Here is a 13946-nt window from a genome sequence, read left to right as displayed (position 1 = left end):
TGGCGAATGCCGGGATCTGGCTACTCTGTCTGCGATGGACGGCGACCGGGTCATAGGCGGGTACGCGCTGCGGCGCGTCCTCGGCCGGGGCGGCATGGGAGAGGTGCACCTCGCGACCACGCCCACCGGCGGCCTGGCCGCGGTCAAGCTCATCCACCCGGCGCTGGCCAGGGATCCGGCCTTCCGCCGGCGGTTCGAGCGGGAGGTGGCGGCGGCCCGCCGGGTGGCCAGGTTCTGCACCGCGTCCGTCCTGGACGCCGGCATCGACGGCGAGGTCGCCTACCTCGTCACCGAGTACGTCAAGGGGCCCGACCTCGCGCAGGCCGTACACGACCAGGGACCGCTGTCGGGCGGCAACCTCGAGGCGCTGGCGGTGGGCATCGCGACCGCGCTGAGCGCCATCCACGGGGCCGGGGTGATCCACCGCGACCTCAAACCGTCCAACGTGCTCCTGTCGCCGCTCGGCCCCCGCGTCATCGACTTCGGCATCGCCCAGCTCGTGGACAACGACAGCCTGGCCAGCCAGGCGATCCTCGGGACGCCCGCCTTCATGGCGCCGGAACAGGTGCGCGGGGAGCCGCTCACACCCGCCGCCGACGTGTTCGCCTGGGGCGGGGTGATCGCGTTCGCGGGGACGGGACGGCTGCCGTTCGGGGGCGGGGCTCCGGGTGAGGTCCTCTACCGGATCATGCAGGACGGGCCCCGGCTTGACGGGCTGGAGGAGGGCATCAGGGGGATCGTGGAGCGTGCCCTCGCCAAGGACCCCCGCCTGCGGCCGGGCGCGCAGGCACTGCTGTCGGAGCTGGTGGGCGGCACCCGCCTGGCCGCCGCCACCGAAGTGGTCGAACGCACCTGGACGGGCACGGTCCCCACCGGCCCCCGCCGGGACTCCCGCGAGGGCCGGCCTCCTGCCTGGCCGGGGGAGTCCCGCGAGGGCCGGTCTCCCGCCCAGCCGCCGGAGAGGCCGGGAGGTGGCCATGAAGGGCCGCCGCCGGCCCGGCGGGGGAAGCGGCGGTGGCCGTGGGCGGCGGGTGCGGCGGTGCTCGTGGCCGCCGTCACCGCCGCCGTGACCGTGCCCGGCCTCCTGCGGGTGAGCTGGCCGTACGAGGCCGGCTTCGGGGAGGCCTGGGCGGTCGGCCCGTCGGAGGGCGGGAACGCCCGGCTGGCGGGCCCGGCGTACGAGCTGACCGTGAAACCGTCCTGGCGGTTGTGGAAGTCGGCGCCCCGGCGGGAGCCGGCCGGCGGCGTGATCATCAGCGCGAAGGCGACTCTGGAGGAGGGCGCCGGGGAGTACGGTGTGTGGTGCCATGGCTCGGCCCGATCCGGTGACCGCTACGAGTTCGCGGTGAGCGGTTCGGGCAGGGTCACGATCGTCAAACGCCGCACGGGCACCCGGGGCCAGACCCTGTTCGGCCCGGCGGATGCGGAGAAGGCGGCCGGCAACCGCATCGTGGCGGAGTGCGGCCAGAGCGGGGGCAAGGTGACGCTGCGCATGTGGCTCAACGAACGCCTGGTCGCGCAGGCGTCCGACGCCGACGCCCCCTATGGGCCCGACGAGGCCGGCGTGCACGCGGCCTCCGGCACCGCCGAGCCCGCCCGGGTGCGCTTCGACTCCTTCGCGCTCCGGCCCGTGGGCGAGTGATGCGGAAAGGTACGTGAACGTGCGGTTCGGTGTGCTCGGGCCGCTGCGGGTCGAGGGCGAGCAGGCGCCGGGGCCGGCCAAGCACCGGGCGTTGCTGGCCGCGCTGCTGCTGGCGGCCCGCGAGCAGGTGCCGGTCGAGCGGCTGATGTCCGTGGTCTGGGACGACCGGCCGCCCGCGTCGGCGGAGTCGGTGCTCAGGGTGTACGTCAGCGCGCTGCGCAAGCTGGTCGGCGGCATCCGTACGGTGCCCGGCGGCTATCTGCTGGACGTGGATCCCGACGACGTCGACTGCCACCGGTTCGAGCGGCTGGTCGCCGAGGCGAGGCGGCTGCGGGAGGAGGGGCGGATCGCGGAGGCGGCCGACGGGTTCAGGGCGGCCCTGGGGTTGTGGCGAGGCCAGGCGCTGGCCGATGTCGAGTCGTCCGTGCTGCGCAGGTCGTACGCCGTGCCGCTGGAGGAGCTGCGCCTGACGGCGATCGAGGAGCGGGTGCGGCTGGACCTGAGCCTGGGCAGGGGCGCCGAGGTGGTCGGGGAGCTGCGGGCGCTGGTGGGCGCCCATCCGCTGCGCGAGCGGGCGTGGGTACGCCTCATCGAGGCGCTGCACCAGGCGGGCCGCCGTTCCGAGGCGCTCGGGGCCTACCAGGACGCGCGGCGCACGCTGGTCGAGGAGCTGGGGCTGGAGCCGGGCGCCGAGCTGGCCGAGGCGCACCGGCGGGTGTTGTCGGGCGAGCAGCCAGGGTCCGCTGACCGGCGGAGCCGCGAGGACGCGGCGCCGGTCAACGAGCTGCCGCCGGACGTCTCCGACTTCGCCGGGCGCCGGCAGGTGCTCGACTGGATCGGCACGGCGGCCCGCGAGCAGGCGGCCGCGCCCGTGCACCTGGTGCTGCACGGCCCTCCCGGGTGCGGGAAGTCGGCCGTCGCCGTGCACGCCGCCGCCGGGATCGAGCGTCCCGGCGGCCGCCTCTACGCCGCGCTCGGCGCCCGGCCGCCGGGTGCCGTGCTCGAAGATCTGCTGCGCTCGCTGGGCTGCCCCGACGGCGCGGTCCCGCCCGCGCTGGACGAGCGGGTCCGGCTCTACCGCAGCATGACGGCGGGCCGGCGGCTGCTCGTGCTGCTGGACGACGCCGCCGACGAGGCGCAGGTGCGCCCGCTGCTGCCGACGGGTCCCGGCAGCCTCACGCTGGTGACGAGCCGGTCGCCGCTGGCCGGGCTGGAGGCGGCGCGGGCGTACGAGCTGGGGGTGCTCGACGACGACGAGGCCGTGGCCATGCTCGGCGGGGTGACGGGACACGACCGGGTGCGCGCGGAGCCGGAGGCGGCCCTGCGCATCGTCCGGCTCTGCGGAGGGCTGCCCCTGGCCCTGCGCATCGCCGGGTCCCGGCTGGCCAGGAAGCCGGGCTGGACGCTCGATCACCTCGCGGGACGGCTGGGCGACGAGCGGCGCAGGCTCGACGAGCTCAGCGCCGGCGACCTGGCCGTACGCGGCAGCCTCGCGCTCGGCTACCGCGGTCTCCCCGATCCGGAGCGGCGGCTGCTGCGCGAGCTCGGCGCCCTGTCCGCGCCGGACTTCGCGCCGTGGGTGCTGGGAGCGGACCTGGAACCGCTGGTGGAGGCGGGCCTGCTGCAGTCGCGCGGCCTGGACGAGGCGGGCCAGGAACGGTACGGCTGGCACGACCTGACCCGGCTCTACGCCGCCGAGCGGCTGGCCGAGGAGGGCGGCGGCGCCCGTACGGTCCTGGAGGCCAGGGCGGCGACCGTCCTGGAGCGGACGAGGCAGGCCAGGGCCGCCCTCCTGCCCGCGGAGCCCGGCACCGGCCGCACGGAGATCCACCCGCCCGGCCGGGCAGGAGCCCCGCCGGAGGCGGCCGACTGGGACACCGGCTTCAGCCGCTGGCCCCTGACGGGCTCGGCTCTGACGGGTTCGGCTCCGACCGGCTCGATGCCGGCGGCTCCGGCTGGGCTGGGCGGGTGCGGGGCTGGGGCGGGGCTGGAGACCGGGTGGGCACGGCGGGAGGCGCGGTGGCTGAGCGCCGAGCGCCGGTTCCTGGTGGCCACCGTCGACGACTTCTTCCGGGCCGGCCTGTACGAGGCCGCATGGCGGCTGGCGTTCTACCTGACCCCGCTGTTCGAGCTGGGTGCGCACCACGACGACTGGCACGCCACGACGGCGACCGGCCTCGACGCGGCCAGGGCGGCGGGCCACCGGCAGGGTGAGGCGCTGCTGCTGCGCGGCCTGGCCGACCTGCACAGGGCCGAGGGGCGCACCGAGGCGGCCGCGGCGGCGTTGCGGGCGGCGCAGCCGCTGGTCGAGGGGCTGGAGCTGGCCCGGATCACGTTGCGGCTCGGCCTGGTCCAGACGCGCGCGGACGAGGCCGAGCGGGCCTTCACCCGTGCGCTCCAGGTCTTCGACGAGGCGGGCGACCGGCGCGGCAGGGCCGACGCCTTACGCGCTCTCGGCGCGCTGCGCATGGACGCGGGCCCGCTGGAGGCGAGCCTGGCCGCGTACCGGGAGCTGGGTGACCCGCTGGGCGAGGCGGGGGTGCTGCTCGTGCTGGCCGAGCTCTCCAGGACGGAGGGGGCTCCCGCCGAGGCGGCGGCCTCGGCGCGGGCGGCGCTGAAGACCTTCACCTCGTACGGGGACCGCAGGGGCGCCGCGCAGGCCCTGCTGGCCCTGGCCCGGGCGATGCTCGACCTGGCCGATCTCGAAGGCGCACTTGAGGCCCTTATGAGTGCTATGGCAGAGTTTGACGGCCTCGGTGATGAATCGGGCAAGGCCGAGGCTCAGCGGCTCGCACAGGAAACGCGCAGGCGACGCGGACTATGCACATCCTGAAGGTCGCTTTCCTACGGTGAGGGTCACATCCCCGAAGACGAAGGTGATCACGATATGCGTAAGACGATCGCGTTGACCCTCGCGGCCGTCGCACTGGCGGGCTGCGGCGTGCTTCCCGGCCGGCCGGGCGGCGGGGGCGAGGAGAGGCAGCCGCAGAGCAGCGCCCCCGAGGCGCCGGCGTCCTCCTCCGCGGCGGACCAGCAGAGCCCGTCCGCGGGGCAGCAGAGCGCGCCCCCGCAGGAAGCCGAGGCGATCGCCTCCCGGGCGACGAACGTCGGCGCCGGCGACACGTACGGCAAGGCCAAGGTGGACATCACCGCGCTCAAGCGCCAGGGCAGGACGATCAGCCTCAACTGGACGGTCACCGCGCTCGACGGCAAGATCAACCTGCACAACGGCATGAGCGGGGCGCCGCTCGACTACACGGTGGAGGCCGTCTCCCTGATCGACCCGGTCAACGCCAAACGCTACCGGGTGGCCCGCAACGGCACGGGCGAGGACGCGGAGTGCGTGTGCTCGGGCACCCAGGGCCAGTTCCTGGAGAAGGGTGACTCGTCCACGTTGTACGCGGTCTTCGCCGCCCCGCCCGCCGACGTCACGAAGATCAACGTTGAGATGCCGATGTTCGGCGTGTTCACCGATGTTCCGATCTCTTAGCCTCGCGCTGTCCCTCGTCCTGTCGCCGGCGCCCAGCACGCCTCCGGACGCGACCGGGGCGGTCGAGGACCTGGTGCTGCCCGTGGAGGACGTCATCGGCGAGGTCGAGTCGCTGGACGGCACGCAGAGCGAGACCAAGCAGGGCCGCGAGGTGACGGTCGCGCTCACCAGCGACGTGCTGTTCGAGCTGGACAAGTGGAAGCTGACCGGCAAGGCCGAGCAGCGGCTCGAGCAGGTGGCCGGGAAGATCGACGCCGAGGGCGCGGGCGGCGTCGTCAGGATCGAGGGGCACACGGACGACCAGGGGAGCGACTCCTACAACGTCACGCTCTCGCAGCGCCGGGCGCAGGCCGTCCAGACGGCCATGCGCGGGTTGCTGACCGGCTCGGGCGTGACGCTCCAGGCGAAGGGGTACGGCGAGAGCCGGCCCAAGCTGCCCAACATGGTGGACGGCAAGCCCATGGAGAAGAACCGGGCCAAGAACCGCCGCGTCGAGATCGTCTTCACCGCCAAGCAGTGATCCCGGGGTCACTCGCCCGGCAGCTGCCCCAGCGTCACGGTGATCGTCTCCCTCTCCCCGCCCGAGCGGATGACCCCCACGCGCACCTTGTCGCCGGGTTTGAGCGCCGTGATGGCCTCGGAAAGCTCGGCCATGGTCGGCGTCTCCTCGTCGTTGATCGAGACGATCACGTCGCCCGCCCGGATGCCGGCCTTCTCCGCGCCCCCGCCGCGCTCGACCCTGACGACGCCCACGCCGGAGGGCTGCCCGTCCTCGCCGACGACCGTGCTGCCCCTGATGCCCAGCGCGGCCCGGTGGGTGTTGGTGACCTTGCCGTCCTTGACGATCTGCGCGGCGATGTCGGTGGCGGTGTTGCTGGGGATCGCGAAGCCGATGCCGGGAGCGGCGCCCCCGCCGAGGTCGGGGTCCGTGGCGGCGAGGGTCGGGATGCCGATCACCTGACCTGACAGGTCCACGAGCGCGCCGCCGCTGTTGCCGGGGTTGATCGCGGCCGAGGTCTGGATCGCCCCGGCGATCGTGGCACCGGGCGAGCCGGCGGACTGCGGTTCCGTGACCGTACGGCCGAGCGCCGAGACGATGCCGTCCGTCACGCTGCCCGAGAACCCCAGCGGGTTGCCCATGGCGAGGACGATCTGCCCGACCCGCAACTTCGACGAGTCGCCGAACTTCGCCGGCCGCAGGCCGTCGGGCCGGTCCACCCTGATCACCGCGAGGTCTCCCGCGGGGAACGACTCGACGAGCTTGGCCGGGCGCGGCGGGCCGCCGCTGGCGAGCGTGACCTCCATCTCCTGGGCCTGGCCGACCACGTGCGCGTTGGTGACGATGTGCCCGGCCGTGTCGAACACGACGCCGGATCCGAGGCCCACCTTCGTGGTGATCTGCACGATGGACGGCAGGACGTTCGTGATGACCTGCTCGTACGCCGCCTCGACCGGGAGCCGCGACACCGTGGGGGAGCCGGTCGGGGAGGCGGTCTCCGCCGGCGAGGCGGTGCCCGTACCTGTCGGCGTGGCGGCACCCGGTGACGGCGGGGCCGACCCGCAGCCTGCGAGCAGCACTGCGGCGGCCGCCAGTCCTGCGACGAACTCCCTCATACAGGGCTTTGTGCCCAGCTCACCTCGAAAGATACGCTTCGCGGACGTTGCGCCTGCTCAGCTTGCCTGTCGGCGTACGCGGCAACGACGCGCGGTATTCGATCACCCGCGGATGCTTCATCCGGGCCAGCCGGGACTCGCAGTGGCGTAGCAGATCGGCGGTGAGCTCCGCGCCACCCGAGACGCCCGCCGCGGGCTGCACGAGCGCCACGACCTTCTGCCCCCACTCGGGGTCGGGCACGCCGATCACCGCGACGTCCGCCACGGACGGGTGCTCCAGCAGCGCCGCCTCGATCTCGGCCGGATAGACGTTGACCCCGCCGGAGATGATCAGATCGGTACGGCGGTCGAGCAGGAACAGGTAGCCGTCGTCGTCGAGATAGCCGATGTCCCCCGGCGTGTACGCCCGCCCGCGCATGGCCGCCGCCGTCTTGCCGGGGTCGCGGTGGTATTCGAACCGGTTGATCCCGTCGACGTACACCTGGCCCGGCGAGCCCGGCGGTACCTCCTGGCCGTCCTCGCCGACGATCGTGAACGTCATGCCGTCCAGCGCCCTGCCGACCGTGCCCGGCCTGGCCAGCCACTCCTGCGAGGACACCATGGTCACCACGGCCGCCTCGGTGGAGCCGTAGTACTCCCACAACACCGGCCCCAGCCAGTCGATCATCGCCTTCTTGACGGCCGGCGGGCACGGCGCGGCGCCGTGGTAGAGATGGGTGAGCGACGACAGGTCGTACGACTCCCGATCGGGCACCCCGAGCAGCCGGTGGAACATCGTGGGCACCATGAAGGCGTTCGTCACCCGGTGCCGCTCGATCAGCCGCAGCGCGCCGGCCGCCTCGAACCGCTCCGGCGCCACGATCGCGTGCCCGAACTGCAGCGCCATCATCGCCTGCCCGTACGGCGCCGAGTGGTAGAGCTGCGAGCACACCAGGTGCACGCCGCCCATCGGCAGCCCGAAGTGCCGCCAGCTCTTGCGCATGAGGATCGGGTACAGCTCCTCGGGCGTCAGGTCCAGCAGCCGCCGCCGCACGCCCTTGGGCCGGCCCGTGGTGCCCGAGGTGTAGAGCATCATCGATCCGGCCCTGCGGTGCTCGGGGGCGACGGCGGGCGAGCCGGTCACGAGCTCGCCGACCGTGAGCGCGTCCGGCCCGACCACCACGGTGGCGCCGCAGTCGGTCACGATGTAGTCGATCTCCTCGGCCGTGAAGTGCCAGTTGACCGGCACCAGGTACGCGCCGATCTGGTAGGTCGCCAGCATCATGGTGAGGGCGTCGAGCCCGTTCTTCAGCACGGTGACCACGCAGTCGCCAGGGCCGGTTCCGCGCGCGGTCAGTCCGTTGGACGCTCGGTTCACCCGGTCGAGCAGCGCTCCGTAGGTGACCTCCTTGTCGCCGAGCAGGGCGGGGCGTTCAGGGTCGATGGCCGCGATCTCGTAGAAACCCCTCATGTTCGCTGACCTTACAGAATAAGATTCTGCAAGGGGAATAGAGGATTTATGCCTCACCGAGGTGACGTAATCTCAAGGCCATGGCGGACGACGGCGACCAGAGACCTGAACATGATCCACCCACCACCCCGTTCCGCAAGATCGTCCTACCCGCCGAGGAGACGGTCCAGATCGCCCGGCCGTCGGCGCAGGGGTCGTCCACTCCGGTGAAACCCGCTGGTCAACCCGCGAAGCAGCCCCAGGGCCGACCCGGCGGCCCGTCTCAGGGCCAGCCGTCCGGCCAGCCTGGAAACCAGGCGCCGAACGCCGGCAACCAGCCTCCGAACGCGGGGAACCAAGTCCCGGGCTCCGGGAATCAGCCGCCGAACGCCGGGAACCAGCCTCCGGGCCCGGGAAATCAGTCACCGGGCGCCGGAAGCCGGCCTCCGGGCCCGGGAAATCAGCCGCCGGGCGCCGGAAGCCGGCCGCCGAACGCCGGAAACCCGCCCCAGGGCGGCCCTGGCGGCCCGGTTGGTCCGGGTGGTCCGGGTGGTCCGGGTGGTCCGGGTGGTCCGGGTGGTCCAGGTGGTCCGGGTGGCCGGCAGCCGCCGCGGCCCCCGCACCAGCCGCCGCGTCCGCCCGCGAACCAGCCGCCACCCGCGCAGCCGTTCATGCAGCCGCAGGCGCATCCGGTGCCGGAGCGCACATCCAAGCCGGCGTCCCGCGGTCTCGGCGACATCCCGATCAAGGTCGTCTACCTGGCCGGCGCCAGCCTCGCGACCGTCCTGGCCGTGCTGCTGGTCTTCGTGGTCTTCTCCGGCGACGTGCCCGCCAACCAGGGGCAGCCGGAGGAGGTGGTGGCCGTCGCTCCCGTGCCGAGCTCGGCCACCCCGTCGGCGACGCCCAGCCCGACCGTCAGCGAGAGCCCGATCGTGCTGCCGCCGGTGCCGGAGAGCAAGAAGTTCCCGGCGTTGTCCGGCAAGGCGGCCAAGGTCACCGGCACCATCACCGACAAGAACACCGGCATCAAATATCCGCGCCTCGGCTCGCCGTGGAAGGCCAGGGACTTCCCGCCGTTCTCGATCGCGCAGCGGATCGGCGAGGTGGCCATCCCGCACACGGTGATCGCCTCGGCGAAATACCCCGCCGACGGGCCGGACAAGAAGCCCTCCTCCAACGCCGACTACCGCGCGATCGCCACGGAGGCGGCCCGCTGGACCATCCGTACGCAATATCCGAAGGGCGCCACGCTCTCGTGGACGGCCTCGCAGAAGATCCCGGTCGGCAAGGGGTGGACGCTCGGCTACAAGGTCACCTACACCTTCGACGGCAAGGAGCAGGTCGCCCAGGCCATGGTGACGGTGGTCGAGGTGGGCAGGACGAAGCCGACGTTGCTCATGGCCTCCATCCCCGAGACGAACAAGGAGCGCTGGCGTGACCTGAGCACCATCGTGAAGCAGGTTCGCCCGCTCTAGGCCAGAAGCATCCTCTAGAATATGGTTCTGGCATGGCGCAGGACCTGGCTGGAGGATGAGCATGGCGATCGGTTTGAGCGAGGAGCACGGGGCGCTCCGCGAGTCGGTGAGCGGCTGGGCGGAGCGCAACATCCCGGCGGAGCTGCTACGCGCCGAGATGGACGGCCGCCCGCCGTTCTGGCCGGGCCTCGCCGAGCAGGGGCTGCTCGGCCTGCACCTGCCCGAGGAGTCGGGTGGGTCCGGCTACGGGCTGCTGGAGACCGCCGTGGCCGTGGAGGCGCTGGCCGAGCGGATGGCGCCGGGCCCGTACGTGCCGACCGTGCTGGCGAGCGCGGTGATCCACGCCTCCAAGCGGCACGACCTGCTGGAGGGCCTCGGCGACGGCACGCTCACCGGCGCTGTCGCTCTGACCGGCGCCCTGACCGGCGTCCGTGACGACGACGGCTCCCTGGTCGTCTCCGGCACGGCCGAGCCCGTGCTCGGCGGCTCCCTGGCGGACGTGCTGGTGCTGCCGGTGACCACGCCGGAGGGCGAGGAGTGGGTCGTGGCCGACGCCTCCGCCGCCACGGTCACCGCGCTCCCGTCGCTCGACCTGACCAGGCCGGTGGCCAGGGTGGAGTTCGCGGACGCGACCGTGCCCGCGGAGCGCGTGCTCGACGGTGTCGAGGGCGCCGACGTCCGCAACCTGGCGGCGATCGTGCTCGGCGCGGAGGCGTCGGGACTGGCCTCGTGGTGCGTCACGGCCGCCGCCGAGTACGCCAAGGTACGCGTGCAGTTCGGCCGCCCGATCGGCCAGTTCCAGGGCATCAAGCACAAGCTGTCCCGCATGCTGGTCGCGCTGGAGCAGGCCCGCGCCACCGTCTGGGACGCCACCAGGGCGGCGGAGCGGGACGCCGGTCCCGAGGAGCCGGTGGAGGCTCAGGAGAGCGCGACCGCGGGCGCGGCGAAGGAGCTGGAGCTCGCCGCGGCCGTCGCCGGGATGATGGCGCCCGACGCGGCCGTCCAGTGCGCGAAGGACGCCATCCAGACGTTCGGCGGCATCGGCTACACCTTCGAGCACGACGTGCACCTCTACTACCGTCGCGCGCTCACCCTGCGGGCCCTGCTCGGCCCGTCGTCCGAGTGGGCCGCCGCGGTCGCCACGCTCGCCCTGCAGGGCGTCTCCCGCTCGATGGAGATCGACCTGCCGGAGGACGCGGGCGAGCTGCGCGAGTCGATCCGCGCCGAGATCGCGGAGATCGCCGGGCTGGAGGGCAAGGAGCAGAAGCGGGCGCTCGCCTCGCGCGGTTTCGTCATGCCCCATCTGCCCAGGCCGTGGGGGCGCGACGCCAAGCCGCTGGAGCAGGTGCTGATCGCGCAGGAGCTCAGGGCCGCGAAGGTCCGGCTGCCCCAGATGATCATCGGTGCCTGGGTGGTGCCGTCCATCGCCACGTACGGCACCCAGGAGCAGCAGGAACGGTTCCTGCCCAAGACGCTCAGCGGCGAGATGATCTGGTGCCAGCTGTTCTCCGAGCCCGGCGCCGGATCCGACCTGGCCTCGCTGCAGATGAAGGCGGAGCGGGTCGAGGGCGGCTGGAGGCTCAACGGCCAGAAGATCTGGACCTCGGTCGCCCACGTGGCCGAATGGGGCATCTGCATCGCCCGCAACTCCAGCGAGGGCTCCAAGCACGAGGGCATCACGTACTTCCTGGTCGACATGAAGGCCCCGGGCGTCACGGTCCGGCCGCTGACGGAGATGACCGGCGAGAACCTGTTCAACGAGGTCTTCCTCGACGACGTGTTCGTCCCCGACGACCTGGTCGTGGGCGAGGTCGGCGAGGGGTGGAAGGTCGCCCGCAACACGCTGTCCAACGAGCGGGTCTCGTTGTCGTCCGGCTCGGGCGGCACCGGCTCCTCCGTGCCCGACCTGCTCGGCCTGGCCGGGCGGCTGGGCCGCGAGCTGTCGCCCGTGGAGGCGCAGCGGGTGGCCGCGGTGGTCTGCGAGGGCCACTCCATCAACGCGCTGTCGCTGCGGGTCACGCTCAAGCAGCTGGCCGGCTCCGAGCCGGGCGCGGACGCCTCCGTACGCAAGCTGCTGTCGACCTCGCACGCCCAGCACGTCTCCGAGACAGCCGTGGAACTGCTCGGCCCGGCGGCGGTGACGGCCGCCGACATGAAGCTCGGCGACGCCGGCTACTGGAACCGGGCGGTGCTCGCCACCCGCGCGATGACCATCTACGGCGGCACCACCGAGGTGCAGCTCAACATCATCGGCGAGCGCATGCTGGGCCTGCCGCGAGACCCGGAGCCCGGTAAGTAACGCATGTAAGTCTGTGGCGGCTACTCTCCCCTGTGCCTGGAATGTCCGAGGACCGGGGGAGAGGCGGTGCCGCGGTGGACGTCGAGCGGTCGTCGCCCGTGCCCCCGGAACCCGTCCGCGCGCGCCTGACGCTCGCGCGGATGGCGGCGCGGACGAAGGCGCGGATGAAGGCACGCCCGGCGCTTGCCCGGATGGCGCCCGTGCTGCTCGGCGCGGCTCTGGCGGCGCTGGCGCTGGGGCCCGCGCTGGGCTGGGGCCTGGTGCTCCGGTACGATCTGGTCTTCGTGCCCGACGCGCCCCTGCTGCCGGACCGCGGCGGTTTCCCCCGCGCCGTGCCCAGCGACCTGGTCGTGGCGCTCCTGTCCCGGGTGCTGCCCGTGGAGATCGTGCAGAAGGGGCTGCTGGCCGGGATCTTCGTGCTGGCCGCGACCGGCGCGGCGGCGCTGGTGCCGCCGGAGCGCCGGCTGGCCCGGCTGGTCGCCGCGGCCTGCTTCGCCTGGAACATCTATCTCGCGCAGCGGCTCATGCTCGGCCAGTGGGCGCTGCTGCTCGGCGTGGCCGGGCTGCCGTGGGCGGTGCGGGCCACGGGCCTGCGCTGGACCCGCCTGGCGGCGGCGCTGCTCCCCGCGGCGGTCGGCGGGTTCCAGGCGATGCTGGTCTCGGCGCTGACGCTGCTGCCGATCGCCGTCGCGCGCCGCAGGGTGCCCGTGGTGGCCGGGATCCTGGTCGTGTACAGCCTGCCGTGGGCGCTTCCCGCGCTCGGCTCGGGCGCGGTGACGGACCCGGCGGGGGTGGACGCGTTCGCGGCCCGCGCCGACGGTCCCTTCGGCGTGCTGGCCAGCCTCTTCTCGCTGGGCGGCATCTGGAGCGCCGACGCGGGGCTGCCCGGCCAGGAGTCGTGGTGGTCCGCCACCACGCGCCTGCTCCTGGTCGCGGCCGGCGTCCTCGGGTACGCCCGGCTCCGCTCACGCCCTGACCGGCCCGCGTGGTGGGGCGGGCTCGCCGTGGCGGCCGCGGCCGGGTTCTGCGTCGCCGCGCTGGGGGCGTTCCCGGCGGGGCGGGAGGCGCTCAAAGGGCTCATCGCGGTGTGGCCGGGGTTCGGGCCGCTGCGCGACGGCCAGGTCTACCTGGCGCCGCTCGTCCTGGTGGCGGCGGTCGGCCTGGCCGCGGCCCTGCGGTCGGGCGCGCCGGCGTTCGTCGGGGTGCTGGCGCCGGTGCTGGTGCTGCCCACGCTGGCGTACGGGGCCTTCGGGCGGCTGGCGGTGGCCGCGTACCCGCCCGAGTGGCGGACCGTGCAGCGGATCGTCAACGACGACGCGGCCCCCGGCGCGCTGGTGTCGTTGCCCTGGGGCGCGCACCGGGCCTTCGCCTGGAACGGCGGCCGGGTCGTGCTCGATCCGGCGACCAAGCTCTTCGAGCGCCGGGTGATCGCGGACGACACGCTCTACGTCGGTCTGCCGGACGGTGGCCGGCTGCGGGTGCGCGGCGAGGACCCGCTCAACCGGCGCGTCGCCGGGCTGCTGGCCGCCGGCGACCACGCGGGCCTGCCCGCCAGGTACGTCCTGGTGGCGGCGAGTCAGAACGAGTTCTTCCTTGAGCGGGCCGGCTGGAAGACCGTCTTCCGCGGCGAAGAGCTCCACTTGTTGCGGCGTTGACCGGCCGTTTCATGATATACCGGAGGGTAACTTGCTTTATCACGGTTTGACCAATGTTATGGCTTCAAGGCGGAACAGGTTCTAGTCTCGGCACACTGCGCCACTGACAGGAAGGAGTGCTCTGTTGTTGCGACTTCTCGTGGCCCTGGCCATCGGAGCTCTGCTGGCGGTCGGAGCCTCCGTCGCCGTGGTCAATGTGGCGTCACCCGCCCTGACCCCGCCGAACCAGCCGCTCTACAACTACGGCACCAGGTGATCCTGGCCCCTTGGCGGGCCGTCCCTGCTTGACGGCGTCGTACCAGCTCAACAGCACAGGGGCTGGCTTCGCCATGCCCGCACGCC

At 73.3% G+C, this 13946-nt stretch carries 10 protein-coding genes; 8 read left to right on the top strand and 2 right to left on the bottom strand.

What is annotated here, in order from left to right:
- Window positions 1-34: 34 nt before the first annotated feature.
- The 4 genes from ABGA98_RS01710 to ABGA98_RS01695 are packed head-to-tail and all read left to right on the top strand — an operon-like array spanning window position 35 to window position 5652.
- A complete protein-coding gene (locus tag ABGA98_RS01710; protein WP_347616378.1) occupies window positions 35-1642 on the top strand; it encodes a serine/threonine-protein kinase in 1608 nt (535 codons plus the stop codon).
- Between the two features lie 19 nt (window positions 1643-1661).
- Window positions 1662-4475, top strand: a complete 2814-nt coding sequence (locus ABGA98_RS01705) for a BTAD domain-containing putative transcriptional regulator (protein ID WP_347616377.1) — start codon at window positions 1662-1664, stop codon at window positions 4473-4475.
- 54 nt (window positions 4476-4529) lie between these two features.
- Window positions 4530-5132, top strand: a complete 603-nt coding sequence (locus tag ABGA98_RS01700; protein ID WP_347616376.1) for a hypothetical protein — start codon at window positions 4530-4532, stop codon at window positions 5130-5132.
- Window positions 5116-5652, top strand: coding sequence for an OmpA family protein (locus ABGA98_RS01695; RefSeq protein ID WP_347616375.1), 537 nt, complete (start codon window positions 5116-5118; stop codon window positions 5650-5652). Before ABGA98_RS01700 ends, ABGA98_RS01695 begins: the two co-directional genes overlap by 17 nt.
- Window positions 5653-5660: 8 nt before the next feature.
- Here ABGA98_RS01695 and ABGA98_RS01690 read toward each other — a convergent pair whose 3' ends face one another.
- Both ABGA98_RS01690 and ABGA98_RS01685 read right to left on the bottom strand, forming a co-directional pair.
- On the bottom strand, window positions 5661-6746 hold the full coding sequence (locus tag ABGA98_RS01690; RefSeq protein ID WP_347616374.1) for a trypsin-like peptidase domain-containing protein: 1086 nt from the start codon (window positions 6744-6746) through the stop codon (window positions 5661-5663).
- 19 nt (window positions 6747-6765) lie between these two features.
- The gene (locus tag ABGA98_RS01685; RefSeq protein WP_347616373.1) at window positions 6766-8196 is read right to left on the bottom strand and encodes an AMP-binding protein; all 1431 of its coding nucleotides are present in this window, start codon (window positions 8194-8196) and stop codon (window positions 6766-6768) included.
- 671 nt (window positions 8197-8867) lie between these two features.
- On the opposite strand from ABGA98_RS01685, the gene ABGA98_RS01680 reads away from it, so the two are divergent.
- The 4 genes from ABGA98_RS01680 to ABGA98_RS01665 all read left to right on the top strand — a co-directional run bounded on the left by ABGA98_RS01680 (window position 8868) and on the right by ABGA98_RS01665 (window position 13860).
- Window positions 8868-9650 (top strand): hypothetical protein, encoded by a 783-nt coding sequence (locus ABGA98_RS01680; protein WP_347616372.1) that lies wholly within the window; start codon window positions 8868-8870, stop codon window positions 9648-9650.
- A gap of 61 nt (window positions 9651-9711) precedes the next feature.
- Window positions 9712-11949 (top strand): acyl-CoA dehydrogenase, encoded by a 2238-nt coding sequence (locus tag ABGA98_RS01675; protein WP_347616371.1) that lies wholly within the window; start codon window positions 9712-9714, stop codon window positions 11947-11949.
- A 74-nt stretch (window positions 11950-12023) separates the two neighbouring features.
- Window positions 12024-13604: a hypothetical protein gene (locus ABGA98_RS01670; protein ID WP_347616370.1), complete on the top strand. Its 1581-nt coding sequence runs from the start codon at window positions 12024-12026 to the stop codon at window positions 13602-13604.
- A 124-nt stretch (window positions 13605-13728) separates the two neighbouring features.
- On the top strand, window positions 13729-13860 hold the full coding sequence (locus tag ABGA98_RS01665; RefSeq protein WP_281284010.1) for a hypothetical protein: 132 nt from the start codon (window positions 13729-13731) through the stop codon (window positions 13858-13860).
- Window positions 13861-13946: the final 86 nt, after the last annotated feature.

The sequence above is a fragment of the Nonomuraea sp. B1E8 genome, assembly GCF_039871515.1.
In the GTDB taxonomy this organism is placed as follows: Bacteria; Actinomycetota; Actinomycetes; order Streptosporangiales; family Streptosporangiaceae; genus Nonomuraea.
This window is presented reverse-complemented; position numbering and strand designations above follow the sequence as displayed.

Excerpts from the sequence above, each read along its gene's own strand:
- ABGA98_RS01710 (WP_347616378.1), top strand. The coding sequence starts at position 35 with ATGGACGGCGACCGGGTCATAGGCGGGTACGCGCTGCGGCGCGTCCTC.
- ABGA98_RS01700 (WP_347616376.1), top strand. The coding sequence starts at position 4,530 with ATGCGTAAGACGATCGCGTTGACCCTCGCGGCCGTCGCACTGGCGGGC.
- ABGA98_RS01695 (WP_347616375.1), top strand. The coding sequence starts at position 5,116 with ATGTTCCGATCTCTTAGCCTCGCGCTGTCCCTCGTCCTGTCGCCGGCG.
- ABGA98_RS01690 (WP_347616374.1), bottom strand. The coding sequence starts at position 6,746 with ATGAGGGAGTTCGTCGCAGGACTGGCGGCCGCCGCAGTGCTGCTCGCA.
- ABGA98_RS01685 (WP_347616373.1), bottom strand. The coding sequence starts at position 8,196 with ATGAGGGGTTTCTACGAGATCGCGGCCATCGACCCTGAACGCCCCGCC.
- ABGA98_RS01675 (WP_347616371.1), top strand. The coding sequence starts at position 9,712 with ATGGCGATCGGTTTGAGCGAGGAGCACGGGGCGCTCCGCGAGTCGGTG.